The sequence below is a fragment of the Affinundibacterium flavidum genome, assembly GCF_014284175.1.
GTDB lineage: Bacteria > Pseudomonadota > Gammaproteobacteria > Burkholderiales > Burkholderiaceae_D > Undibacterium > Undibacterium flavidum.
The window spans coordinates 135,541-159,489 of sequence record NZ_JACOGA010000007.1 but is presented as its reverse complement, the minus strand read 5'-3'; the positions used below and the strand labels follow the sequence as shown (position 1 = coordinate 159,489).

The 23,949-nt window shown below is 45.5% G+C and carries 22 protein-coding genes; 5 read left to right on the top strand and 17 right to left on the bottom strand.

Going from position 1 to position 23,949, the window contains the following annotated elements:
• Positions 1-200: 200 nt before the first annotated feature.
• Entirely contained in the window at positions 201-617 is a 417-nt protein-coding gene (locus H8K55_RS09180; RefSeq protein ID WP_186941789.1) for a hypothetical protein, read from the top strand.
• A gap of 21 nt (positions 618-638) precedes the next feature.
• Here H8K55_RS09180 and H8K55_RS09175 read toward each other — a convergent pair whose 3' ends face one another.
• From H8K55_RS09175 to H8K55_RS09165, 3 genes are all read right to left on the bottom strand, one after another.
• Positions 639-1,970, bottom strand: coding sequence for an MFS transporter (locus H8K55_RS09175; RefSeq protein ID WP_186941788.1), 1,332 nt, complete (start codon positions 1,968-1,970; stop codon positions 639-641).
• A gap of 576 nt (positions 1,971-2,546) precedes the next feature.
• Positions 2,547-3,056 carry a single-stranded DNA-binding protein gene (ssb, locus tag H8K55_RS09170; RefSeq protein WP_186941787.1) on the bottom strand — a complete coding sequence of 170 codons (510 nt, stop codon included), beginning with the start codon at positions 3,054-3,056 and terminating at the stop codon, positions 2,547-2,549.
• Positions 3,057-3,217: 161 nt separating this feature from the next.
• Positions 3,218-4,465 carry an MFS transporter gene (locus tag H8K55_RS09165; protein WP_230408545.1) on the bottom strand — a complete coding sequence of 416 codons (1,248 nt, stop codon included), beginning with the start codon at positions 4,463-4,465 and terminating at the stop codon, positions 3,218-3,220.
• Positions 4,466-4,847: 382 nt separating this feature from the next.
• Between H8K55_RS09165 and uvrA the strand changes: the two genes are divergently transcribed.
• Complete coding sequence (gene uvrA / locus H8K55_RS09160) at positions 4,848-7,715, top strand: excinuclease ABC subunit UvrA (RefSeq protein ID WP_186941850.1); 2,868 nt, start codon at positions 4,848-4,850, stop codon at positions 7,713-7,715.
• Between the two features lie 272 nt (positions 7,716-7,987).
• Positions 7,988-8,566: an aminoacyl-tRNA hydrolase gene (pth, locus tag H8K55_RS09155; RefSeq protein WP_186941786.1), complete on the top strand. Its 579-nt coding sequence runs from the start codon at positions 7,988-7,990 to the stop codon at positions 8,564-8,566.
• Positions 8,567-8,695: 129 nt separating this feature from the next.
• Here pth and H8K55_RS09150 read toward each other — a convergent pair whose 3' ends face one another.
• The 5 genes from H8K55_RS09150 to H8K55_RS09135 all read right to left on the bottom strand — a co-directional run bounded on the left by H8K55_RS09150 (position 8,696) and on the right by H8K55_RS09135 (position 13,769).
• Complete coding sequence (locus H8K55_RS09150; RefSeq protein WP_230408544.1) at positions 8,696-11,479, bottom strand: TonB-dependent receptor plug domain-containing protein; 2,784 nt, start codon at positions 11,477-11,479, stop codon at positions 8,696-8,698.
• 507 nt (positions 11,480-11,986) lie between these two features.
• Positions 11,987-12,172, bottom strand: coding sequence for a type II toxin-antitoxin system antitoxin (locus H8K55_RS09145; protein WP_186941785.1), 186 nt, complete (start codon positions 12,170-12,172; stop codon positions 11,987-11,989).
• Between the two features lie 12 nt (positions 12,173-12,184).
• Positions 12,185-12,667: a hypothetical protein gene (locus H8K55_RS09140; protein WP_186941784.1), complete on the bottom strand. Its 483-nt coding sequence runs from the start codon at positions 12,665-12,667 to the stop codon at positions 12,185-12,187.
• On the bottom strand, positions 12,657-12,785 hold the full coding sequence (locus H8K55_RS22030) for a hypothetical protein (protein WP_268977996.1): 129 nt from the start codon (positions 12,783-12,785) through the stop codon (positions 12,657-12,659). Before H8K55_RS22030 ends, H8K55_RS09140 begins: the two co-directional genes overlap by 11 nt.
• A gap of 60 nt (positions 12,786-12,845) precedes the next feature.
• On the bottom strand, positions 12,846-13,769 hold the full coding sequence (locus tag H8K55_RS09135; RefSeq protein ID WP_186941783.1) for an SPFH domain-containing protein: 924 nt from the start codon (positions 13,767-13,769) through the stop codon (positions 12,846-12,848).
• A 200-nt stretch (positions 13,770-13,969) separates the two neighbouring features.
• Between H8K55_RS09135 and H8K55_RS09130 the strand changes: the two genes are divergently transcribed.
• Positions 13,970-15,355, top strand: coding sequence for an MATE family efflux transporter (locus H8K55_RS09130; protein ID WP_186941782.1), 1,386 nt, complete (start codon positions 13,970-13,972; stop codon positions 15,353-15,355).
• Between the two features lie 161 nt (positions 15,356-15,516).
• Positions 15,517-16,608: a redox-regulated ATPase YchF gene (gene ychF, locus H8K55_RS09125; RefSeq protein WP_186941781.1), complete on the top strand. Its 1,092-nt coding sequence runs from the start codon at positions 15,517-15,519 to the stop codon at positions 16,606-16,608.
• Between the two features lie 109 nt (positions 16,609-16,717).
• Here the strand turns inward: ychF and H8K55_RS09120 are convergent, their stop codons facing one another.
• From H8K55_RS09120 to H8K55_RS09075, 9 genes are all read right to left on the bottom strand, one after another.
• Entirely contained in the window at positions 16,718-16,885 is a 168-nt protein-coding gene (locus tag H8K55_RS09120; protein ID WP_186941780.1) for a hypothetical protein, read from the bottom strand.
• Between the two features lie 255 nt (positions 16,886-17,140).
• Positions 17,141-17,602: a hypothetical protein gene (locus H8K55_RS09115; RefSeq protein ID WP_186941779.1), complete on the bottom strand. Its 462-nt coding sequence runs from the start codon at positions 17,600-17,602 to the stop codon at positions 17,141-17,143.
• A 159-nt stretch (positions 17,603-17,761) separates the two neighbouring features.
• On the bottom strand, positions 17,762-18,109 hold the full coding sequence (locus H8K55_RS09110) for a hypothetical protein (protein ID WP_186941778.1): 348 nt from the start codon (positions 18,107-18,109) through the stop codon (positions 17,762-17,764).
• Positions 18,110-18,822: 713 nt separating this feature from the next.
• A complete protein-coding gene (locus tag H8K55_RS09100; protein WP_186941776.1) occupies positions 18,823-19,221 on the bottom strand; it encodes a hypothetical protein in 399 nt (132 codons plus the stop codon).
• A gap of 529 nt (positions 19,222-19,750) precedes the next feature.
• A complete protein-coding gene (locus H8K55_RS09095; protein WP_186941775.1) occupies positions 19,751-19,996 on the bottom strand; it encodes a hypothetical protein in 246 nt (81 codons plus the stop codon).
• 204 nt (positions 19,997-20,200) lie between these two features.
• Positions 20,201-20,617 (bottom strand): hypothetical protein, encoded by a 417-nt coding sequence (locus H8K55_RS09090; RefSeq protein WP_186941774.1) that lies wholly within the window; start codon positions 20,615-20,617, stop codon positions 20,201-20,203.
• Positions 20,618-20,658: 41 nt separating this feature from the next.
• A complete protein-coding gene (locus tag H8K55_RS09085) occupies positions 20,659-20,973 on the bottom strand; it encodes a transglutaminase-like domain-containing protein (protein WP_408057962.1) in 315 nt (104 codons plus the stop codon).
• 559 nt (positions 20,974-21,532) lie between these two features.
• Positions 21,533-23,581, bottom strand: coding sequence for a hypothetical protein (locus H8K55_RS09080; RefSeq protein WP_186941773.1), 2,049 nt, complete (start codon positions 23,579-23,581; stop codon positions 21,533-21,535).
• 125 nt (positions 23,582-23,706) lie between these two features.
• Complete coding sequence (locus H8K55_RS09075; RefSeq protein WP_186941772.1) at positions 23,707-23,949, bottom strand: hypothetical protein; 243 nt, start codon at positions 23,947-23,949, stop codon at positions 23,707-23,709.

Genomic DNA, 23,949 nt, shown 5'->3' with positions numbered 1-23,949 from the left:
GTAAGGAAGCGCAATTGCAGCTAAAGTTGGACAGCATTTGCGTCGATATGCTTAATATAAACAGTTTATTCACTTCTAAAATACAGGCACATTTATTGCTGTAGTTGTTATTTACGCGATTTTCAAAGCTGCGCAGCTTTCGACAAACTCTACAACGAATTCAGCAATGCATTTGACTCTAATTAGAATCAGGACACGACGTGAATTTCTTAAAAAAATTATTCGGCAATAGCAAATCTAACGATGACAGTTCATCGATCAAACGCACACCTGAAATTCAGGCTGCGATGGATCGAATCGAAGCACGTAAGCAAAGAGAGCTTAAAGAAAGTGCCGAGAAGCAACGTCGTGAACGACTACTCAAAAATCACAGCCCAACCGCGCGTCAAGTCGTAGCAAACCCCGTATCCGCTGCGGAGGAATTACGCCGTCTAGAAAAAAGAGCGGAGCAAGCGCATCAAGATAGACTGCAAGCAGACAGCGGCATGATGGCAAATAGCAAAATGGATTTATGGCTAAATACGATTGCACCGCAAGAACCACCAGATACCATCGCACCGCAAATGCGCATTCCCGATACGGTGTTCAATGTTAAAACTAATAAATTTGATCAGTAATTTGACAGATTGATACACCGATTAAGTCCTTAACTGCACCCGCCTGATCTCACCGACCAGCAAGACATAACATGCAATCGCGGCACAGGCATTACCCGCCACAAACAAGAGAGCGCCAGCAAAGGATCCGGTTGCATGCAAAATGTAACCGATGACGATCGGGGTTGTGATACCCGCCAAATTGCCGAACGTATTAAACAAGGCACCACTCAAGCCGCCCGCTTCTTTCGGTGAAGTATCTGCGACCACTGCCCAACCCAAAGCGCCGATTCCTTTACCAAAAAATGCCAGCGACATCAGGGCAACCACCAAGGTATCGCTAGAAATGTAGTTGCAGAAAATCATACTCATGGCCATGCACAAGCCTATGACGATAGGCGTCTTTCTGGCAATGGATAGGGTATAACCGGACTTGATCATGCGATCAGAAATGAAACCACCGAGAATGCCGCCACTAAAACCAGCAATCGCAGGAATCGCGGCGACAAAGCCCGCTTTAAGTATGCTCATGTGACGTTCTGTGACGAGATAAACCGGAAACCACGTCAGAAAAAAGTAGGTCAAGGTGTTAATGCAATACTGCCCAAGATAAACGCCCAACAGCATGCGATTCGATAGCAATTGCTTGACGATGAGCAAGGTATCGAATGATTGTTCTGTTGCCTTAGCGGTGCCTGAGGACGACCGACTTTCTAAATCGACCAAGGCTCCACCAGCCTGTAAATAATCAAGCTCAGCTTGATTGATGCGCGGATGTTTGTTCGGCCCATAGATCGTCAATAGCCAAACCACCGCCATCACAATACCCAATGCGCCCATCACAAAAAACACGGATTGCCATCCCCAACTATGGACCAGCCATCCCATCAGTGGGGCAAATAATACCGTAGCAAAATATTGGGCAGAATTGAAAATAGCGGCAGCCAAACCACGCTCATGCACAGGAAACCAGGACGAGGTGATGCGGCTATTGCCAGGGAATGAAGGTGCTTCCGCAGCACCGACCAAAAGACGCAATGCAAACAACAATCCTATCGCTAATGCACCAGAAAAGAATCCAACAAATCCCATCAACAAGGTAAATAGCGACCACAAAAAAATACTGAAAAAATAGACGATTTTGGAACCAAAACGATCCAGCAACCATCCACCTGGAATCTGCGCCAATACATACGACCACGCGAAGGCAGAAAAAATGTATCCCATCTCTATCGTCGACAATCCCAATGCTTTACTCAATTCAGGACCAGCAATCGAAATCGATGCCCGATCGGCATAGTTAATCGTGGTCACCAAGAAGAGGATTAGCAAAATGCTCCAGCGCACACGAGTGGGAGCGATCTTGGTATTCATCGATGTACTTTGATTGAAAGACAATTTGCTGTTCATAAAGTTTGTGACGAGTTGAGTACTAGGTAAGCAGATCAAGCAGGGTGCGCCGTGCGCACCGGCGCCTTAACAAAGGATGCAAGCAAATAGCGCTGGTGCGCATGGCGCACGCTACTTTTACTAAGCACCTGAATTCTCTATTGCCTCTATTGCAAGACACCAGAGCAAGTTGGCCAAGCTGAGCGAACTGAGCTAGATAAAAAGCCGTAGAAATTGGAACAAACTATACCTTGATATACGATGTCGTACAACTTTTATTAAAATAAAGAAACAATTTAAGTGTCAAAAGGACTGTTGCATAGGGCAGCATGCTGTAACACCGACCGCACAAAAATCTGTTTGCACACTTTGTTGAAGCTTAACGAACCAATGACATACAAAATTACATGCGAAATGACATACAAAATGAAATACATCGGGGCAATAAAAATCGCAGCCTTTTTAGGGGCTGCGATTTTTATCCATCAGTTTTAATCACACTACACCGACATTCTTAGCGAACTACAGAAAGCGAACTGAGCCTCGGTGCCTCAGTGGGTCTTAGAACGGAATATCATCATCCATATCCGAGAAATTCGGTGCTGGACGTTGTTGTGGTGCCTGACGTGGTTGCTGCACTGGCGCACTGTAAGCCTGCTGTTGCTGACGTGGCGCTGAAGCACCGCCGCCGTAGCCATCATCATCCATAGGAGCACCGCCACCGCCGCCCATGCCTTGGCGACTGCCTAGCATTTTCATTTCATCGGCACGGATGTCAGTTGCGTATTTTTCTACGCCATCTTTATCGGTGTACTTACGCGTGCGCAAGCTGCCTTCGATGTAAACCTGTGAACCTTTTTTCAGGTATTGACCAGCGATTTCTGCCAGTTTGCCGAAGAAAGTCACGCGATGCCATTCGGTCGCTTCTTTCTTTTCACCAGTTTGTTTGTCTTTCCACGATTCTGTGGTTGCTACTGCAATGGTGGTCATTGCATCGCCACTAGGCATGTAGCGGGTTTCGGGATCACGTCCCAGATTACCAATAATCAACACTTTATTGAGTGATGCCATCTTATATGTCTCCTACTCTCAAATCGGCAAGATTATCAATTCAATTCTGAATCTTTAATGCCCACCTTTAATTTATCAACGTAACTCGCGTGTTTCAATAGATCAAAAATGCTTTCCTTACAGGAGGACAAATTTGCTTACTGCGTTTCTAAAAATCTTGGCTAGACCGCGTTGGCGATGTCACTCGTATTTTCAGAATCCGGTTTGCTGGCGCGCTTGGGCAGTTCCGGCATCCGGCTTGCGATTATAAGCCAAATTAAGGACAACACAGCTGTAAAAATAAAAACTGAACTTGCACTAATATTTTGCTTCATCCAGCCACCAACGAAGCCACCACAGGCTAAACCTAATGCTTGCAAAGTGTTGTAAACGCCGAGCGCTGCGCCTTTGGCCGAAGGTGGCGCGAGACGCGAAACCAAAGACGGCTGACTCGCCTCCAAAATATTAAATGCTAAGAAGAAGGCAAACAGCATCGCTATCAGCATCGTAGCGTTTTCCAGGAAGCCCCAAAAACCTAATTGCACCAACATCAATAAGGCAATCGACCACACAAAAACCTGCTTCATTTTCCCACTACGTTCGCCACGCATAATGGCTAATAACATCACGAAGAAGGAGCCAAATACGACTGGCAGATACACTTCCCAATGCTTATCCAGCGGCAAATGCGCATATTGCACTAAGGCAGACGGAACAACGACAAACATCGCAACCTGACTTAAGTGCAGCACGAACACGCCTAAATTCAAACGCATCAATTCAGGATTTTTTAACACCTGTATGAATGGCACTTTAACCGTCGGCATTGATGGTGCGTCTGGCGTAATCCAAGTTACCACGCCTATCGCAGCAATCGCCATGATTGCAGTCAGAATAAAAATCCCATCCATGCCTATGCGTTGATACAAAACGGGTGCTAACACTAGCGACAACGCAAAGCTGATGCCAATCGACCCGCCAACCATCGCCATCGCCTTGGTGCGATGTTCTTCCCGCGTGGTATCTGCCAACAAGGCCGTAATCGCAGCTGAAATTGCGCCAGCACCCTGCACTGCGCGCCCGATCAAAATGCCCATCACGGTATGCGACATTGCCGCGATCACAGCACCCACAGCAAATAGAATCAGGCCGACAATAATCACGGGCTTACGGCCATATTTATCCGAAGCCATACCGAACAAAATTTGCAAACAAGCTTGCGTTAAACCATAAATTCCCATCGCCATCCCAACCAAGGCGGTGTTATCACCGTCCGGTAAAGTCTTGGCATGGATCGCAAAAATAGGTAAAAGCAAAAACAAGCCAAACATGCGCAATGCAAAAATGGACGCCAAGGACGCGCCTGCACGAATTTCGGAGGACGACATCTTATTTGAAGCTGATGTGGAAGCGAGCGGTTGTGAGCTCATAGGTGTTGCGCTATTCATAAGACTAATACTGCAAAAAATATAGCAAAATTCAGGCAAAAGCTGAGTGTCTGCATCCCTGACCATGATTCTCGGGACAATTTATGATGACACCCGCGCTTATTTTTGAAAACCCGTTATAGTATCAGGTTGCTCGCCTTTCATTTCGAAATGCGACCCAGAATTGCATTTGTTCGGTTGACTGAGATTAAATCCTGTTCCAAAAAATGGGAAATATCGTGAATTGAATAAATACTCTTTTCTTTATGGCATTTAGAATCTTTTTAATCAGCAGAAATCCAGCAGGAATTGTTTCATGACCACTAGCAAAACTAAGAAATCCCTGAAGTCCGCGCCCGCAGAAATCGAATTCGATCTCGTGGACATGCCGCTCCCCAAAAAGGATGCGATCCGGGTTCGTGGTGCACGTACGCATAATCTGAAAAATATCAGCATAGACCTGCCGCGCAATAAGCTGGTCGTGATTACTGGGCTGTCTGGCTCGGGTAAATCCTCGCTGGCATTTGATACCTTGTATGCGGAAGGCCAGCGACGCTATGTGGAATCACTGTCTGCGTATGCACGCCAGTTTTTGCAATTAATGGAAAAGCCCGATGTCGATTTGATCGAAGGCTTGTCGCCAGCGATTTCTATCGAGCAAAAAGCCACCTCACACAACCCGCGCTCAACGGTTGGCACAGTAACAGAAATTCACGATTACCTGCGTTTGCTCTACGCCCGTGTCGGCACACCGTACTGCCCCGATCATCCAGAAAACCCTTTAGCTGCACAATCGGTTTCACAAATGGTCGATGCCGTATTAGCGATGCCGGAAGACAGCAAGCTAATGATTTTGGCACCTGTGGTATCGAATCGCAAAGGTGAGCATGTCGATTTATTCGAGCAAATGCAGGCACAAGGCTTTGTGCGCTTCCGCGTGCAAAGCGGCACGCATGCCGCGAAGATTTATGATGTTGATGATTTGCCTAAACTCAAGAAAACTGAGAAACACACCATTGATGTGGTCGTCGATCGCGTCAAAGTCAAAGCCGAAATTAAGCAACGTCTGGCAGAATCATTTGAAACCTGTTTGCGTATTGCAGAAGGTCGTGCGCTGGTCGTTGATATGGATAGTGGACACGAACAATTATTTTCAAATAAATTTGCCTGTCCGACTTGCGGCTATAGCTTGCAAGAACTAGAACCACGTCTGTTCTCATTCAATAATCCTATGGGCGCTTGCCCTGAATGCGACGGCCTCGGTCATATCGAATTCTTTGATCCTAAACGCATCGTCGCTTTCCCGAATTTATCTTTAGCTAGCGGCGCGGTCAAAGGCTGGGATAGACGCAATCAGTTCTATTTCCAAATGCTGTCTAACCTGGCGGCCTTTTATGATTTCGATTTGGATGTCCCATTTGAACAGTTACCTGAAGCCGCGCAACAAGTGGTCTTGTATGGCTCAGGTAAACAAAGCATCCCGTTCACCTACATCAATGAAAAAGGACGTACTGTCGTTAAAGAACATACGTTCGAAGGTGTCGTCACCAATCTGCAAAGACGTTATCGCGAAACCGATTCGATGGCAGTCAAAGAAGAACTAGCGAAGTTCATCAACGAGAAAGAATGTCCGTCTTGCCACGGTGCGCGTTTGCGCGTCGAAGCCCGTTACGTGAAAGTTGGCACCGGCAAACAAGAGCGTGCGATTTATGAAATCAGTGCGATGCCTTTACGTGAAGGCATGGATTTTTTTGGTAAATTAAAACTCACGGGATCGAAGCGCGATATCGCGGATCGCATCATTAAAGAAATCAGCTCACGCCTGACGTTTTTGAACAATGTCGGCCTCGATTATTTGTCGCTAGATCGTAGTGCGGATACCTTGTCCGGTGGCGAAGCGCAGCGGATTCGTCTCGCTTCGCAAATCGGCTCAGGCTTGACGGGTGTGATGTACGTTTTGGATGAACCCTCTATCGGTTTGCATCAACGCGATAATGACCGCCTAATCGGCACACTCAAACATTTGCGCGATATTGGCAATAGCGTTTTAGTCGTTGAGCATGATGAAGACGCGATCCGTTGTGCCGACTTTATCGTCGACATGGGCTTGGGTGCGGGCGTGCATGGCGGTGAAATCATCGCGCAAGGTTCTCTCGAAGACATCATGCAAAGCAAGCGCTCTTTGACCGCACAATATTTATCCGGCGCGTTGGAAATTGAAGTGCCGAAAAAACGTGCAGCCTTTAATCCAGAAAAACAATTTGTGATCGCTGGCGCGACTGGCAACAACTTGAAAAAAGTCACGATGAAGTTACCCGTCGGTTTACTGACTTGCGTGACAGGTGTTTCTGGCTCCGGCAAATCAACTTTGGTCAACGATACTTTATATCTGGCTGCCTCACGTCATCTGTACGGCTCACAAACCGAACCAGCCGCATTTGAAAGCATCAGCGGTCTTGAGCATTTCGATAAAGTCATCGCAGTTGATCAAGCGCCCATTGGTCGTACACCACGCTCCAATCCGGCGACTTACACTGGCTTGTTCACACCGATTCGTGATTTATTTGCGACTGTTCCTGTCGCCAAAGAACGTGGCTATAGCGCAGGTCGTTTCTCCTTCAACGTCAAAGGCGGACGCTGCGAAGCTTGCCAAGGCGATGGCGTGATTAAAGTTGAAATGCATTTCTTGCCGGACGTTTATGTACCTTGCGATGTCTGTCACGGCAAACGCTACAATCGCGAAACTTTGGAAGTGCAATACAAGGGTAAGAACATCAACGAGATCTTGGCGATGACGGTGGAAGATGCGCATGAATTCTTCAAACCTGTACCTTTGATTGCTCGTAAATTGCAAACCCTGTTGGATGTGGGTCTTGGCTATATCCGCCTAGGTCAAAGCGCGACTACGCTATCTGGTGGTGAAGCACAACGCGTGAAATTATCCTTGGAATTATCTAAGCGCGATACCGGTCGTACTTTGTATATTTTGGATGAGCCAACCACAGGTTTGCATTTCCATGATATCGCTTTGCTTTTGAAAGTTATTCACCGTCTGCGCGATCAAGGTAATACCGTGGTGATTATTGAACACAATCTGGACGTAATCAAAACGGCGGATTGGATCGTCGATATGGGACCAGAAGGCGGTGCTGGCGGTGGCCGCATTATTGCTAGTGGTACGCCGGAAGATGTGGCAGCGAATGAGCACAGTGTGACTGGACATTATTTGTTGCCACTGTTAAAGAAAAAGTAAAACCATAAAGTACCTAACCAATGCTCCTTCTCCCGCTCGCGGGCATAAGTATCTGCACAAGTTGTGCGCACGATGAATACTCCTTCCCCTTCAAGGGGAAGGTTGGGATGGGGATGGGTTTTAGTTGGGAAAGCATACTAAACAATCAAAACCCATCCCCACCCTAGCCTCCCCTTGAAGGGGAGGGAACTATCAGTAGTGCTGCAACTTATGTAAATACCTATAGCTCGCGGGAGAAGGGAGCTTCAAAATCAAAATTTATTCAAATTGTTATGAGCATCAAACTAATCGTAGGCCTGGGCAACCCCGGCCCTGAATATGAACAAACCCGTCACAACGCGGGTTTTTGGCTGGTCGATCAACTAGCTGGCAGCGGCTTGCAGCGCGATAAAAATTTCAATGCCTTGGTTGCGAAGACGCGCATCGCGGGTGAAGAAGTCTGGCTATTACAACCGCAGACTTTTATGAATCGTTCTGGGCAATCGGTCGGTGCGCTCTGCCGTTTTTACAAAATCTTGCCAGAACAAGTCTTGGTCGTACACGATGAACTCGATATCGCCCCTGGTCTCGCTAAACTCAAAAAAGGTGGATCTTCAGGCGGACATAACGGGCTCAAAGACATCACGGCAGCACTCGGCACCCAAGACTATTGGCGCATGCGCATAGGCATCGGCCATCCCCGCACTTTGAATTTACAACAAGGCGTCGCAGATTTTGTTTTACATCGACCACGCAAGGAAGAACAACCTTTGATCGATGAATCAATTGCGCGTGGTTTGGAGATTATTCCTATGCTAATCAAGGGCGAGTTTGCTGATGCAATGACGAAATTGCATACGATCACGAAATAATTTTTCGCTGAATCTTTACCGGATTTTCTGCAAAGTTGGATGTAAAAAAACCCATCGCACAAAATGTGCGATGGGTTTTTTATGTTGAACAGAGCTAGCACTCTATTCAGATTTCAAACACCGACTTAATTAGAACTTGTAAGTACCGTTCAGATAGAAAGTACGGAAGTTTGGCGCCCAGCCACCACGCCAATCAGTTGGATTCTCTGCACCGAACACATTGCCCACGAAGAAATTAAGCTTAGTATTTTTAAAACCAGAGTATGTCAAGCTGTAGTTCGTCGTGATACCTGCATCAATACGTTCGCAGGTTGACAAGTACTCAGCTGCTACTTTTTGTGTTGCGCAATAAGTTGGCGATGACAAGCTGTTAGCACTGTAGCCGCTAACATAACTAACAACTACCGAATTATCCCAATTGCCTGTTTTCAAAGCGGCTGTTACTTTCGCACCTAACTGTCCACCGCGATCATAAGTACCAACAACGTTCTTATTCCATTTGCCATCAGCAACACTGTAAGTTTGGTAATTCATCTCGTAATTACCATCGAGATTCAAACGCAGAGTGCCTACGCCATCCAATTTGAAACTTGTTTTAACGTCGAAATCAAAACCAGATGCGCGTGTTTTACCACTATTCACGTACGGGTTATACACCAAACCCAATTTTCCGATGTTTTGGAAAGTGATGGTATTTGCAGGGGCATATTTTTTCACCAATGCCAAGAACTCATTGTCAGCCACTGAATTATCAACGCGCAACAATTGGCCTGCTGGCAAACTAGCTTCGCCTTTCAGAATATCAACGACAGAACGCGTACCGATTTCGTCTTTACGTTCGATATTGTAGTAGTCGATACCAAAATTCCAGGTTTTAGATGGTGCAAACACCAAGCCCATCGTATATGAACGTGAAGTTTCTGGCTTCAGATTTGGATTGGAAGACACAAAACTTGGCAAGCTTGCGGAACAATCCGTCGCACGATAGCCATTACCCAATGCCTTGTCGCCAGTTGTCGCTGCCGGGTTATTTTGGATCAAATTGTTCAGATCATTCGCGATAGGGCAACGACGCAAATCGTTGTTACCGTTGGATACTGAACTACGACCCAAACCATTACCTGATTCAACGATATTTGGTGCACGGAAACCACCAGATGCCGTAGCACGTACCAATATACTGTCTGTTACTGTGTAACGCAAGCCAAGTTTTGGTGAAAGGTGAGCATCGAAATCACCTTGTTTATCAGCACGCAGAGCCACACTTGCTTCTACATTTTTAACCACTGGAATAGTTGCTTCAGAGAAGATCGCGTATTGATTGCGTGTATCTTTTACTTGCAAACCAAAAATGCCAACCAATTCGCCGTTCAAGACATTGTCAGAGCTCTTCATTTCATAAGCTTCGTGACGGAAATCAGCACCCAACGCGAATGACAATGGACCTGCTGGCAATTGCATCAATTCGCCAGTCAAAGTAGCATCCAGGAAAGTCACCGCAGATTTACCTTTAGTGGTACGAATTGGGAACATAGACTCTAACAAAGCGCGGTCATTTTCCTTACCAAAAACGTAAGTCTTGTTGACGATCGCGTCGGTATAGCCTTTTGCACTAGTTGCACGAGTTACTTTATCAGCGCTGGCTTCCATATGACCGAAAGCCGACTTCCAATCGTAATTACCTAAAGAACCTTCCAAAGCCAGCATCGCACGATATTGATCTGAGTTCGTCTTATTGAAGTTAAAGCCATTACCTGTATCCATCAAACGCGCACGATATTCTGTTGGTGTCTTATATGGATTGCTTGGATGACCTACTGGCAATTTTGGATAGGAAAATGGACCTACCATTTTATTACCGTACACGTTGTACCAAACGTTGCCAGTTGATACCAAGGTAGTGAGTGGCGCCAAGATGTAAGAGTCGAAAGAACTAGAGTAAGTTACTTCAAAATTTGCATCGATGTCTGAACCGATTTTGAAACGTGTGTTACTTGCCAACGCATAGCGTTCACTATTGGTTGTCTGACCAGCGTAAGGCAGCGGATCAAACTTGCATCGCTTGTCAGTTGGGTCGATATCGCTTGCTGGGCAGCCAGGTGCTGCCACAAAATTGGTGCTACTGATGAAGTAGTTACCCGTTGCTGAGTAATCACTCTTCGCATCCCAAGTAGAACGACCTGGTGTCAAACGGTGCCAATCTGGGTACAGATTACGCATGTTGTCTGTTGTGTAGCCATCACGTTTATTGCCTTCGATAGTTAAGTAGGTATTGAAACCATTCTTAGCCACATCACCGAAGCCATAAATCGCAGAAACGTTACGGGTACGACGGTCAGATAAGTTTTCTGTGGTCGTGTAACCCGCTTTAATTTGTGCGCCTTGGAAATTTTTACGCAAAATGATATTGATAACACCTGCAATCGCGTCGGAACCATAGATAGCGGATGCGCCATCTTTCAAGATCTCGATACGTTCGATAGAATCTGCAGCAATTGCATTCAAATCGGTGAAATTGTCTTGAGCGCCGTCAGACAAACCGTAAGGTGCGATACGACGGCCATTCACCAAGACCAAAGTAGCAACTTTACCTAAGCCGCGCATACCAACAGCAGAAGCGCCGGTCGCAAAGCTGCCTGAAGAGTTAGACGCTGCATTCAAGCTAGTACCAACAGCGACGGAATCCGTGAGGATGCCCAAGACAGTAGTAGCACCAGTACGCTCGATGTCTTCGCGCGTCATGATCTGCACGGATGCTGATGTTTCCACAGAAGTACGCTTGATACTGGAACCAGTAATTTCAATCTTCTGTACTTTTGGTTCTGCTTCTTGTGCAAGAGCAGGTGCGACAGCAACCAGTGTGTGAACCACACCAACCGCCATCAAGGCTTTAGTCATCTGTTTGAGTTTCATAGTTTTTCTCTTGAGTTTGTTGAAAATTTGCACTAATTCGACCCTTTTGTACGCGACACTTTGATACAAAAAAGATAAATTGTGAAATATTATTTTCATTATTAAGGTAAAGCAGCTTGCAATAATACAAGAAGTTTTCTCACAAGATCTAGAACTATTTGAGTTTTTGACGCAAAATTAACAACTTACGTCGAAATCAATAACAAGAAATTATTGATAATTTTGAAAATTTAATTTCAAAAAAAGTATATAAACACAAGATTTAGCTTGCGCATCGTACCGGCAACGACCTTAAACTAATACCACTTATCAAAGTCAACAATTTAGCTACTGGGCTCTATCAGATTTACTGTAAGGGCTGTGAGTAAACTACAAGCTTCGAAAATTTGTGGCCTATATAAGACCTCTGCGTGTGCGTTAGGTGCGCCGCGAGATTGAGTCAAAAGGTACAACAAAGGTCGGAGGGTCAAAATTCAGATGCGTTTAGCTTGTGAAATGACCTGATACTTACTCAAGCGTTTTGCTGTCATCATTTGCTGAAAGCTTACGACCACGCGCCTGCAAAGCTTGGCGCAGCAGGTACTCGACTTGCGCATTCGCACTACGCAATTCCTGCGCAGCCATACGCTCGATCTCGGCCCACAGCACGGGATCTATGCGTAGCGGAAATGATTTTTTACCGGGGCTAGCCATTGCGATTTACGGTCATTTATTAAGTAGTGCGTTTAATTTTTCGCACAGAATTTCAGGCTCAGCGGAGCCCAGGCGGATTTTACTTCCATCTAGTTTATAGATACGCACAGCACCAGAACCTGCTGCGTTATACAACATTCCTTCTCTCGTAAGACGTATCCCCTTGCCCTCGTACCATCTGGTTTGGCAAACTTCGACGTGGTGGATTTTTGCAATATCCAATTCCCATTTCGGCCAAGCTAACAAACCGAAATTCCAGCGCAATGCACGCGCATCGAGTTCTATCGTCAGATGCGCAAACATCGACAAAGCAATCAGATTAATTAAGGACATCAAGATCAAAACCTTGAACATCATCGCTGCTTTTTGATCTGGCGGCGCATCGACACCAAACAACGCGACGCCAAGAGTACTTAATGGCAACAGTATCCACAACACGACTAGCCATTGACGTGAACGATACAAGACGACAGTTTGAGATTGTTTAGTGTTCATTCACGCTATGCGCTTGCTGAGCTTGACGAGTATGGTCTAGGAGTTTGCGTGCGGATTTTTGTTTCGCTGAAATCACACCGCACACCACGATGATCATAATAACTAAGACTGCTTGCATATGTTTTCGCTCCTTATATATCAATTAAATTTGCTGACACTGACTTAAGTGCACGATGACTTAGTTATACAGAGTCCCGGTATTAATGACAGGTTGCGTTTCTTTATCAGAACACAGCACAACCAATAAATTACTGACCATCGCCGCTTTTCTTTCGTCATCCAACTCAACGATTTTGCGTTCGGACAAACCTAGCAAAGCTTCTTCCACCATGCTGACAGCGCCATGTACAATTTTCTTACGTGCACTGATAATCGCTTCGGCTTGCTGGCGACGCAGCATGACTTGCGCGATCTCTTGAGCGTAAGCCAAATGCGTCAATTTGGCGTCTTCGACATCGATACCTGCAGCGACGAAACGATTGTGCAACTCTTGGCGCATCGCATTTGCCACCACGTCCATGCCAGCACGCAAGGTGGTTTCGCCTTCGGCTAAGTCTTCACCATCGTCATAGGCATACTGCGCCGCCAGATGTCGAATCGCAGCCTCTGCCTGCACATGCACAAAACGTTCGAAATCATCGACGTTATAGATTGCCAGGGCTGTCTCTTCTACGCGCCATACAATCGCAGCACCAATCTCGACTGGATTGCCTCGCTTATCGTTCACCTTCAGAGGCGGCGTGTTCAAAGTACGGGCACGTAAACTGATTTTGCGCTTAGTGAGAAGAAAATTCGCCCAGCGCAAACCTTCGCTACGATCTGTCCCTTTGTATTCACCGAACAAGGACAACATTGCTGCCTCATTTGGCTGCAACATATACAAACCAGCAAAGATCATCGTACCCACGACGTTTAGCGCCAGCTTCGCCAAGACGACCACCAAGTTAGCATCCACATTATTGATTAATAAATAGACGCCCCCAGCATGCAAGATAATGCCGACGATTAACATGACATAGCCGTCCATAGACTGCAGTTGGCGCTCTTGAATTTCTTTTCTGTTGATCAGTTTTTTACTGACTACCTGTTTTTCTGCATCCATCTTATTCTCCGTGAAAAAGCCATAACGAGCACTTGTTTTGCCACTTTATCGTTTTACAATTGAAATCAAAGTGATATCACTTTAGGATCACTTGAAACGAATGTCAAGAGAATTAGTAAAATAATTTCAAGCGATGACAACCACCACAATTAGCAGTTCAGGTAAGATGATCTGCTATAGAAGAATTCCATCCGCCCTCCATGAAAACCACAATACTTACTGAGCTAGGCAAGCTTTGGCAGATCGCATGGCCAGTGCTCATAGGGCAGCTTGCCACCGTTGGAATGTCGGTTGCCGACGTTGCCATGACAGGTCACCTCAGCGCGCAAGATCTAGCTGCCGTGGCGCTTGGCGCTTCTTTGTGGTCCATCATTTTGGTCACGGTCATGGGAATTATGATCGCCATTAATGCGGTAGTGGCGCATGAAGTCGGCGCGGGTGCTTTCGATAAAATTCCACACATCATGCGCCAATCGATGTGGATGGCTTTCGGAATTGGCGTGATCGCTTGTGCCCTATTGAATTTTTCCACGGGCATCTTCAATTATTTGCAACTGGAACCCTTAGTTCAGCAAAAAGCGACCCAGTTTGTACGCGTTATCAGCATAGGCATGCCTGCATTTGCGATGTATCGCGCACTTTACAGTTACACCACCAGCCTGAATGAAACCAAGCCCGTGATGATGATCGCAATCTTAGGATTGGCGTTTAATGTCGTCGTCAATTATCTGTTCATCTATGGCAAATTTGGTCTGCCGCAATTAGGCTCTACAGGCTGCGCACTGGCGACCGGCATCGCCATGTGGTTGATGTTGGGAGCTATGCTATGGTGGACCCACCGCGCCCCTGTCTATCAACAAACCTTTCCATTTACTCATCGAGAAGCACCAAAATGGAGTGAAATCCGCTCTATGCTAAAAATAGGCTTGCCGATCGGGGTCACTTATTTCGCCGAAGTCTCCGCATTTTGCGCGGTGGGCTTACTGGTAGCCAGATTCGGCGTCGTCGCTATTTCTGCCAATCAGATTGCCCTCAATTTCTCCTCCCTGATCTTTATGGTGCCTATGAGTCTGGGCATTGCGCTAACTACGCGCGTTAGTCAGACTTTGGGCGAAGGGAATGTCATACGTGCCCGTTTTGTGTCTTGGACCGGCGTCGGCATTGCTTTGGTATTCGCGGTTATTTCAGCCAGCTTTATGACTTTGCTGAGATATCAAGTGGCAGCCGCCTACACTTCTGACCCAGCAGTGCAAGAAGTCGCCGCCAATTTACTTTTGCTTGCAGCGATTTTTCAATTATCAGATGCAGCGCAAGTCACTTTCTCCTGTGCCCTACGCGGCTACAAGGTAACGCGTATCCCGATGTTTATTCACATCATGGCATTTTATGGATTCGCTCTGCCTATTGGTCTGACATTAGGCTTAGCACCAGCATGGATGCCATGGGCACCAGCCAAGCCTATGGAAGCTAGTGGCTTTTGGATAGGCTTAGTATTAGGCTTAACTGTTGCTGCGATTTTGCTAGGCGCTTTTTTACACCGACTATCAAGCACGCGGATTGCCTACCACCTCAATTCCACAGAATAAACGCTACAATAATCACCACAATAAACACTACAATCCGCACCTGTCCAAGATGGAATAAGCTGAGCCTAAAAGCACATGGTGTAAAATAGCGGATTAAATTCCCTAATCTTTCTATTTGCGCAATTAATTTCTTGCGCATCCATTTCTGAGCAAAGTTCATCATGAGTCTTCAATGCGGCATCGTCGGCCTTCCTAATGTCGGCAAATCCACTCTCTTCAATGCCCTGACTAAAGCAGGCATTCCAGCAGAAAACTATCCATTCTGCACGATTGAACCAAACGTCGGCGTGGTCGAAGTACCAGATCCACGCTTGAAACAATTATCCGACATCGTCAAACCTGAGCGCGTACAAAACGCCATCGTCGAATTCGTCGATATCGCAGGCTTGGTTGCAGGTGCGTCGAAAGGCGAGGGTTTGGGCAATCAATTCTTAGCCCACATTCGTGAAACAGATGCGATTGTGAACGTAGTGCGTTGCTTCGAAGATGACAACGTAATTCACGTTGCTGGCAAAGTCAGTCCACTGGATGACATCGAAGTCATTCAAACTGAATTGTGCTTGGCTGATATGGGTTCAGTTGAGAAAGCCATACACCGCGAAAACAAAAAAGCGCGCTCTGGCGACAAAGACGCGATGAAATTGGTCACCTTGCTCGAAAAAATCATGCCGGGCTTGAACGAAGCAAAACCAATTCGTGCGATGGGTTTAGACAAGGAAGAAATGGCATTGATCAAGCCTATGTGCCTGATTACTGCCAAACCTGCGATGTATGTCGCCAACGTCTCTGACCACGGCTTCACCAACAACCCATTGCTTGATCAATTGACAGAATTCGCAGCCAAGCAAAACGCGCCTATCGTGGCGATTTGCGCTTCTATCGAATCTGAAATTGCCGACTTAGATGACGCTGACAAAACCGAATTCTTAGCCGACATGGGTATGGAAGAACCGGGCTTGGATCGCTTGATCCGTGCCGCATTTAAACTCTTAGGCTTGCAAACTTACTTCACCGCTGGTGTCAAAGAAGTACGCGCTTGGACGATCCATATCGGCGATACCGCACCACAAGCTGCGGGCGTCATTCATACCGATTTCGAACGCGGCTTCATCCGCGCACAAACCATCGCATTTGATGATTACATTGCGCACAAAGGCGAAGCTGGTGCAAAAGAAGCGGGCAAAATGCGCGCTGAAGGTAAAGAATATGTAGTGAAAGATGGTGACGTGTTGAACTTCTTGTTTAATGTTTAAACCAAAAGTGATGTTTCACGAAACTTCACGAAACATCAAATAGTCGTCAAGACCCCTTTAAAACCGCAGCTCTCCGCGGTTTTTTCGTTTCCGGATGTTTCACTTCATTTCAAAGACAGTCAAACAAAAAGCGAGTATAGGTAAAGGCGTTTGATTTTGCTTTATCACCGAAGGTGATCTGTTGTAATGGATTTGTTGGTGGCACATCGATTGCGATGTTGAGGCTGACGTGACTGATCGATGCAAAAGCGTGCTCGTAAAACAGCGTCGCTGCCATGATGGCCGCGATTACAGGGTGACTTGCTGAATGTTCAATAGGGATGGTCTAAACCTGCTTTTGTGTGGTCGAATGGGTACTCAAAATACTGATGAACTTTTAGTGTTTGTATACACTATCTTGTGTGGCTTATTGTGCTGGCGATAGATTTTATCAACGTTGCTACCTATCCTCCGCGTGCTTATACCTTGAATATGAGTGATTCACTCCAGAAAACATTTCCACAAAAGGCAATATCCAGCTTCGTGTTTCTCATCAACGTTGCGCGTCGTAGGCTGCACATAAGCTTTCTATGGTTTCCCTCTTCTCTTTGAAATCACCATAGATTTCGACGTCTACCTCGAACGCCTCCTGATTTTCGGCGAGATGCCGCACAACTGGGAGAACATCATCGATTATGGGCGCTAATAAATTCGATTGCTTTCGAAGTTTTTCTTCAATCAGTCTCAAAAAAGAACTTGCCGCATCAGACGCATCAATTTTATGCAGACCATCACTGAGTAGAAACTCTGCGAATCCTTTTATGTAATAGCGAAAGGGAACTGGCGGCATCCAACGTAAGCTATCCACCATTTCAATCGAATAGTTTGCGTAGGCCTCCCGCATATCGCGGTTTGACTTTCCAAAGAAGTCATTGTATGCGGCCTGCATATCCAGATCGTCCTTCAGTATTTCTCCCCATGCTTCTTTACTAGGGATATTTCCATCTTTTTTCATATCATGTCCTTTTATCTAAAAGCACGAATCTTGTTCAAGGTGTACACTTTTTGTTATGTTCTTTTTTTAGTTTTTCCAACCTATTTTCTGCTTTGTACTGTTAGCAAGAGACACAACGCTTCATCAAAACGAGTCGCCGCCTGTGTGAGTTTTGTGCGATTAAGTTCCGCTAAGATCGTGCGCTGCCAATTGTTCTGGCGCAGTCAAACTCAGATCAGTGACGCGACTAGTCAATTGGGTGAGTAATTGAACCGCGCTCTCGACCACGATGTCAAAATTTTGGGTTTTAAATACCGAGGCGACTTTGTCTTTGACGACACTGGTCGTTGTCACAATGCTGGCATTACGCGGCGCGTCTGGCGCTCGCAGTCTTAGCTTAAATTCCTGCTCAACATTGGCGAGCAAATTCAGACGCCAAGTGGCGGTCGTTCCAGCTTGATTGGCGACAGTTTCTGCGGCTGGTTCTGTGGCAATGATTTGCGCACCCAATGGCAGGGTTTGGCTCAATTGTAGTTCTGCCGCCTGACCTTCGTTTTTAATCTTGCTTAAAAGTCAGCTTGTGACTGTAATCAGTAAAACAGTAGTAACAGAGTACGATAAATCGCTTAAAAATATATAGCTCAGTTTTAATAACTAGACATCTGTCGCATAACGAAACTGCAGTATTGCTGCGAATAGCGCCGACAATAAAAACACCGGAATGATCGATTCTGTCTCAGTAACTTGATTGCCGGCCAATAACGATAACAATATCAGTCCTTGGATCGTTCCAACCGTTCCACCCATCATACCTAACGCAACTACCCTATAGCAATTGCAAGGGCGATCAGTACATACCCAAACGATGGTGGCAGTCAGAACCGCAAATAAGATCGAGGATACAAATATTCCCCAAATTGAAAATTCATGCATTTTCAGAATCCTCTTATTGGCTTGCAAATTAAGCGAACATCGACCACATACTTAATGAGATCATAAAGTCGAAGGACGTCGAACGAACAAAGGATCCTATCTTCAATTTTTCCACATCTGCCAAGCAGCATTAATCAAAAAAACTGCAAAAAAGATTGTTAAAGCTAACCAAAATCCCTTACGAACACTCTCTGTATTTTTTGATCTAAACATAGCAGAGTTTAACCAAATCAGCATCCACACTATGAGTACATACAAGTACCATTTGAATATTTTGTCCATATCCCCTCAAACGGCTTCTGCACCGACTAAGGGTTAGTGCGTCTGGCAATAAAGCAGACGACACATTGGATAGACAATCCAAATAGGAGAACTCCAATCAAACCTAAATAACTGAGTAAGAAAACACTTGCGACCGTGTCTATAATCAAGGCACATGCTGTGAATAACCAATATCTATGGCGTTCTATCAACAAACCAATCAAAAGAATACAAAGAGCTGCTACAACAATTAAAATTTGCGGGGATATAACGTAACCAAACTCTCCCCGAATTAAATAAGGCAACAGAAAAAGTAATCCAAAAATAATATATCGCCATCGCCATGTTTGGACGGTGTCATTATTTGATAGTTTAAATAAAAATCGCAATAATTCGGCTCCAAAACCATGGCTAAGAAGGAGTATGAAATACAAATTTAAATTCATTTGCCCCTCCTTCATACGATCCATAGAATAGAGCCAATCGCCTCGCCGATCTCAAATCCACATTGCCCAAGATGACCCAAGGATTGTATGTCTTCGCATTAATTGCTTCGAAAAAAAAGACCAAAAATGCCCGACATAAATGCGAAGAAAAATCCGATCGAAATTAATATTGCTATCGATCTTACAGAAAATTTCTTATGTTTAAGAAAAACTATTCCATGACAGAGTATCGCCAAGATTGCTGAAATGACGAATAGTATTTCCCTAGCTTCCATATATCCGCCGCCAGCTGTGTAAATACAAAAGGCGATGACTACTTACGGCTACTTGCAGCGCGGCTGTCAATTTCATTTTATTTTATGATTTAACAACAAATTTCATCGCAACTTAAACTCATCCAGCTCATCTGGGTCGAACCTGTATGATTCAAAACATTCCAAATCGAGATCAGGATTAAGTCTAAATTTTCGTCTACAAGCATTGGTTTTAATAAATATTACTGAAAATCAAGTTATTCCATTACTACTTTTCAATTTCCACCTATTTTTTTCGACAACCATTTATTTATCTCAAGTTTCTCTCGGAAGACAAAGGCAATCAAAGCAAAAATGGCTATCCCAAAGACAAAATGTAGCAACCCCAATAAACTATAAATACACGCTCCAGCCATCCAAAGATAAAAAACATAAAAGCCAGCATTACAGCCAGATTTAGATTTTACCGCTATCACAATAGCTGGCAGCACGAATAACATCATCAATAAATAATCACGCATATTCATAATCCCGATTCACTCCGTCTAAAGATGAAATATACATGTTTCAGATGGAGCCTAAAATCCATGCATAAAGCACCATCCAAATTGATTTCGTTAGCGCAGCGACTACAATCTCAAATGCACCCTAAGCTAGATTTTCGATTTCACCCTTACTCCAAAACAAGTCAATGGTCCTGGATCATCTAGAGCGAAAGGCTACTATTAGGCAGTAATTTTTCTCCCAAACATCCACCGAACAAACAAAACAATTCCCAATCCAAGACAAGCTGAAACCAGAATCAAAATTATTGTACTTGGATGCCAGAACCTAAATAGCAATGTAGTTACACCAACGAATACTGCATAGGCCGAAGAACGAAAATCCCGCCACTTAAAATTGAGTCCTTCAACGACAAGTGAGATTGCACAAAATATTAAATCAAAAGCACCGCTAAAAAACATCCCAAAAATCAGAATAGTGAGGGTTGAGATTGAAAAATTACATCCAGAAAAATTAGTTGAAAAATGCCAATGGCGTGGAACAATAGCGGTACTTTCACCAAACTGCGTTACTCTAAAAAAATTAGAGAATCCAAGTCCAATCACCATAACGGCTAAATACTGATTCATTTCAATCATTTAAGGCACTCCATTGAGACAAGTTTGTATTTGCGTGGTACTCAGCACATTTGGGTGCGCGCCAACACCATACCTTGCGTGAAGATGTATTGCTTATAGCTGGCATCCATGGGTATCCAGGTATTCGGTATCTTATTGATCTCGCCACGACTTGTGGTGTAGTCAACATAAGCTTCTACCCAGACGTGTTCCATACGGATCGTGTTAATTTTACCGCCTGTGATGACTCCCACATTGGGAATGCCACCTTGGCCTAACAAACTTTGTGCTGCATCGATTTTGGTGACGCCACCGACCCAGTTCATGAGCTTATCGGCGGGGACTTCAATGGTGCCGTAAACGTATCTGGCGGGGATGCCTGCTGCGCGGTAAAGGGCAATCAGTAAGCTAGCCGTATCAAAGGCGTTGTAGAGCTTGGAATCGGGCGTAGCCTGACATTTTTTCCTTAGAGCGTTGCGCGCAAGGGGTGGTCTGAATCGCGCGCCCCCTCTAGCTTTTTAATGCGCCAAAAATGCAAACGTACTCTTAGAGAAATAAGAAATATTCGCAATCACACCGAATGTTATCTGCAGCCAAGCTATCCACTTTAAAGGACTACAACCTCTCGACTCTCGCCAAGTCAATCCGATACAAAATACAACCGTCCCCCACAGCAAATAACCAAATACATCCAGAGACAAACCGAATGCCATTTTTAGCAAACCAATCGTAGAAACAAATAAAAATAGCCTCGAGTAATAGTCTCTATATTTCTTCGATATCCCACCAAAAATTTTTGGCAGCAAAGAAGGAACCAAACCCAAACAAAGAACTACAATGGACGAATATAACCAAATCACGATCATTACAGTCTCCCTCAGTCTGCGTTAATTTCGTTTCTTATGAATAAAGAGAATCTCAAATCCAACCAAACACTCAATTACAAGACTGAGCGGTATTTGTTGCGATCACAAGTCCAAGCGCTTGAATAAGTTGGGCAAGAATTCCACTTAATCCCATAGCGCCTGCAACAGCACCAAAGCCATACATTAGTCCCGAATTAAAACATCCCCGGTCATCGTCTGATAACTGCGTTTCCGCTAGTAAAATATTCAACAGAATCTGTGTTAGCGCGAATACCGCAATGATGATTCCGAAAAAAACTGCAGCGCCCGATCCTGTCAATACTGACAAGACCAACAAAGCAAATCCAAGCGGAAGTCCAGCACCGTTTATTATACCCATGAACATAAAGTATCCCCCATTCGTTCCCCCCGCAATCTTATAAGCCCCCGCCCCCGTCTCAGGATCAATCAAGGTATAGCCACATCCCGCCCAGCCATTCACGCTGATCTCTTTCTCATGCACCGTCACTTCCTTCCCCGCTGCCAAGGCATTGGCAATCTCGGTTTTGGTGTCGGCATCTATCAGCAAGCTTTGTAGGATGCTAGCGTGCTGTGTTTGATTGGTTTGATTAAACGTATAAATCTTCTGTCCTTGCATTGCAGCTATAGCCAGTGCCTTGACTGCTGAGACACCTTGCGGTTGGCTAGGGTCATTATCGGCAACGTTGGGGCTCTTGAACATCGCTTCGGGTATCTGGTTTTCTGCAAGTGACCCCGCTGCGCCAACTTGTCGCATGAAACCTGTGCGGGCATTGCGATTGGCATCTTTCGCTTCGCTGTGTTGCATCAAGTAATCCACATCCATCGCCACACCGGGAAAAGAAACACTTCTCACAACACCAAAGAAATAACGCGGCTGGGCTGCTGTGAAAAAGCGGCCATAGCTAGGAAGCCGGTAGGTGGTGATGTTGCCTGCAGTTCTGGCAATAAAAACGTCGTTGCTATCGACCTTGGCGAAATAGCCCAGTATGCCGATTTGCACGAAATCACCTATGAGGTTCTCTTTAGTGAGATTCTGGATGGGGCTGGTGTCACTTGGGTTTTGTTGAAACTGGGCGAGCTTGGTCTTGGTCGATTCCATTCTATCTTTGAGCGCTTGCAGTTGTGATGCTGACATCCCCTGCAAATCCAAACCAATCGCATTGTATTCCCCCACCGTGATGTCATTGTCATCGCCACCTTCCCATGTGGCTGTACCGGGGTTGAAGTATTGGTTTTGTTGTTTGACCGTACTGCCCATCGTAAAACTGCTCGCGGTGGTGGCGACGACTTGGCCATCGACTCTGAATTCGGCCTTCATGTTCAGCAGGTAGCCGGGTAAGGACGTTGGTAATTCGCTAGGCTGAATTGGCGAGCCATCTGCATGCGCCTTCGGTAGATAGCTGTTAATCAGATCTTGGTCTGCTTTGGTCGCTGGGATGAAGCTCAAGGTGATTTTTTTACCTGCGAGTTTGGCCGTGCTTTGCTTGAGTTCTATCATCGCTTCGTCACCGGTGCTAATGCCGTCCGCTGCGTAGAGATTGGTTTTGAATTTCCAGCGTAGATTCTCTGGCAGGATCTGGAAGCTGTTGGCGGTGGTGACGATGCGGTAGGGCAGGCTACCCATGAGGGTGCGGTGGTTTTCTGTTTTAATCGTTTGCGTGCCTAAGACATCGCCTACTGTGGCATTGGCTTTTTGGCTGTCGATGTAGGTTTTGACTTGCGTTTGGTAAGCTGCTAGCTGTGTTTGCAGATTGCTTTGATTGAGGTTTTGTACGTAGCCGCCTGCTTCATTGACGGTGGCACCTTGCTGGATTTGGGTGAGCAGGTCTTGGCTGTTGAGCGGGACCTTGCCTTTGATGTCCATGCCTTGCGTGAAGGTGTATTGCTTATAGCTGGCATCCATGGGTATCCAGGTATTCGGTGTCTTATTGATCGCGCCACGACTTGGGGTGTAGTCAACATAGGCTTCTACCCAGACGTGTTCCATACGGATGGTGTTCATTTTACCGCCTGTGATAACTCCCACATTGGGAATGCCGCCTTGGCCTAATAGACTCTGTGCTGCATCGATTTTGGTGACACCGCCGACCCAGTTCATGAGCTTGTCAGCGGGGACTTCAATGGTGCCGTAGTTCTCCCATAATTTAATCCGACCCCAGTTATCACACCATTGCCCACCGTAATCAAGTAAGCTCCCGACCCAGTTTTTATGTGGACGTCTTATTAGCTGTCTTTTTTCCTAAGTAAATAACACACAAAAAACACCATTGTAATACTCGCTAAAATCCAGGCACAAATTTCCAAAATTGATGCTTGATGATCTGGAATAAATTGATTGAGCAACCAAGATATACCAGGAATATAAATAAGCGCAATATTTGGTCTAACATTAAAACGGTGGCAAATCAGCAAATGTAATAGCCCTGTTGCGAAACCCAAATACCAAATAAAAATATGAATTTCCAT

Excerpts from the sequence above, each read along its gene's own strand:
- H8K55_RS09175 (WP_186941788.1), bottom strand. The coding sequence starts at position 1,970 with ATGAATACCAAGATCGCTCCCACTCGTGTGCGCTGGAGCATTTTGCTA.
- ssb (WP_186941787.1), bottom strand. The coding sequence starts at position 3,056 with ATGGCATCACTCAATAAAGTGTTGATTATTGGTAATCTGGGACGTGAT.
- H8K55_RS09165 (WP_230408545.1), bottom strand. The coding sequence starts at position 4,465 with ATGAGCTCACAACCGCTCGCTTCCACATCAGCTTCAAATAAGATGTCG.
- uvrA (WP_186941850.1), top strand. The coding sequence starts at position 4,848 with ATGCCGCTCCCCAAAAAGGATGCGATCCGGGTTCGTGGTGCACGTACG.
- pth (WP_186941786.1), top strand. The coding sequence starts at position 7,988 with ATGAGCATCAAACTAATCGTAGGCCTGGGCAACCCCGGCCCTGAATAT.
- H8K55_RS09150 (WP_230408544.1), bottom strand. The coding sequence starts at position 11,479 with ATGAAACTCAAACAGATGACTAAAGCCTTGATGGCGGTTGGTGTGGTT.
- H8K55_RS09145 (WP_186941785.1), bottom strand. The coding sequence starts at position 12,172 with ATGGCTAGCCCCGGTAAAAAATCATTTCCGCTACGCATAGATCCCGTG.
- H8K55_RS09140 (WP_186941784.1), bottom strand. The coding sequence starts at position 12,667 with ATGAACACTAAACAATCTCAAACTGTCGTCTTGTATCGTTCACGTCAA.
- H8K55_RS22030 (WP_268977996.1), bottom strand. The coding sequence starts at position 12,785 with ATGCAAGCAGTCTTAGTTATTATGATCATCGTGGTGTGCGGTGTGATT.
- H8K55_RS09135 (WP_186941783.1), bottom strand. The coding sequence starts at position 13,769 with ATGGATGCAGAAAAACAGGTAGTCAGTAAAAAACTGATCAACAGAAAA.
- H8K55_RS09130 (WP_186941782.1), top strand. The coding sequence starts at position 13,970 with ATGAAAACCACAATACTTACTGAGCTAGGCAAGCTTTGGCAGATCGCA.
- ychF (WP_186941781.1), top strand. The coding sequence starts at position 15,517 with ATGAGTCTTCAATGCGGCATCGTCGGCCTTCCTAATGTCGGCAAATCC.
- H8K55_RS09120 (WP_186941780.1), bottom strand. The coding sequence starts at position 16,885 with ATGGCAGCGACGCTGTTTTACGAGCACGCTTTTGCATCGATCAGTCAC.
- H8K55_RS09115 (WP_186941779.1), bottom strand. The coding sequence starts at position 17,602 with ATGAAAAAAGATGGAAATATCCCTAGTAAAGAAGCATGGGGAGAAATA.
- H8K55_RS09100 (WP_186941776.1), bottom strand. The coding sequence starts at position 19,221 with ATGAATTTAAATTTGTATTTCATACTCCTTCTTAGCCATGGTTTTGGA.
- H8K55_RS09095 (WP_186941775.1), bottom strand. The coding sequence starts at position 19,996 with ATGCGTGATTATTTATTGATGATGTTATTCGTGCTGCCAGCTATTGTG.
- H8K55_RS09090 (WP_186941774.1), bottom strand. The coding sequence starts at position 20,617 with ATGATTGAAATGAATCAGTATTTAGCCGTTATGGTGATTGGACTTGGA.
- H8K55_RS09080 (WP_186941773.1), bottom strand. The coding sequence starts at position 23,581 with ATGAACTGGGTCGGCGGTGTCACCAAAATCGATGCAGCACAGAGTCTA.
- H8K55_RS09075 (WP_186941772.1), bottom strand. The coding sequence starts at position 23,949 with ATGGAAATTCATATTTTTATTTGGTATTTGGGTTTCGCAACAGGGCTA.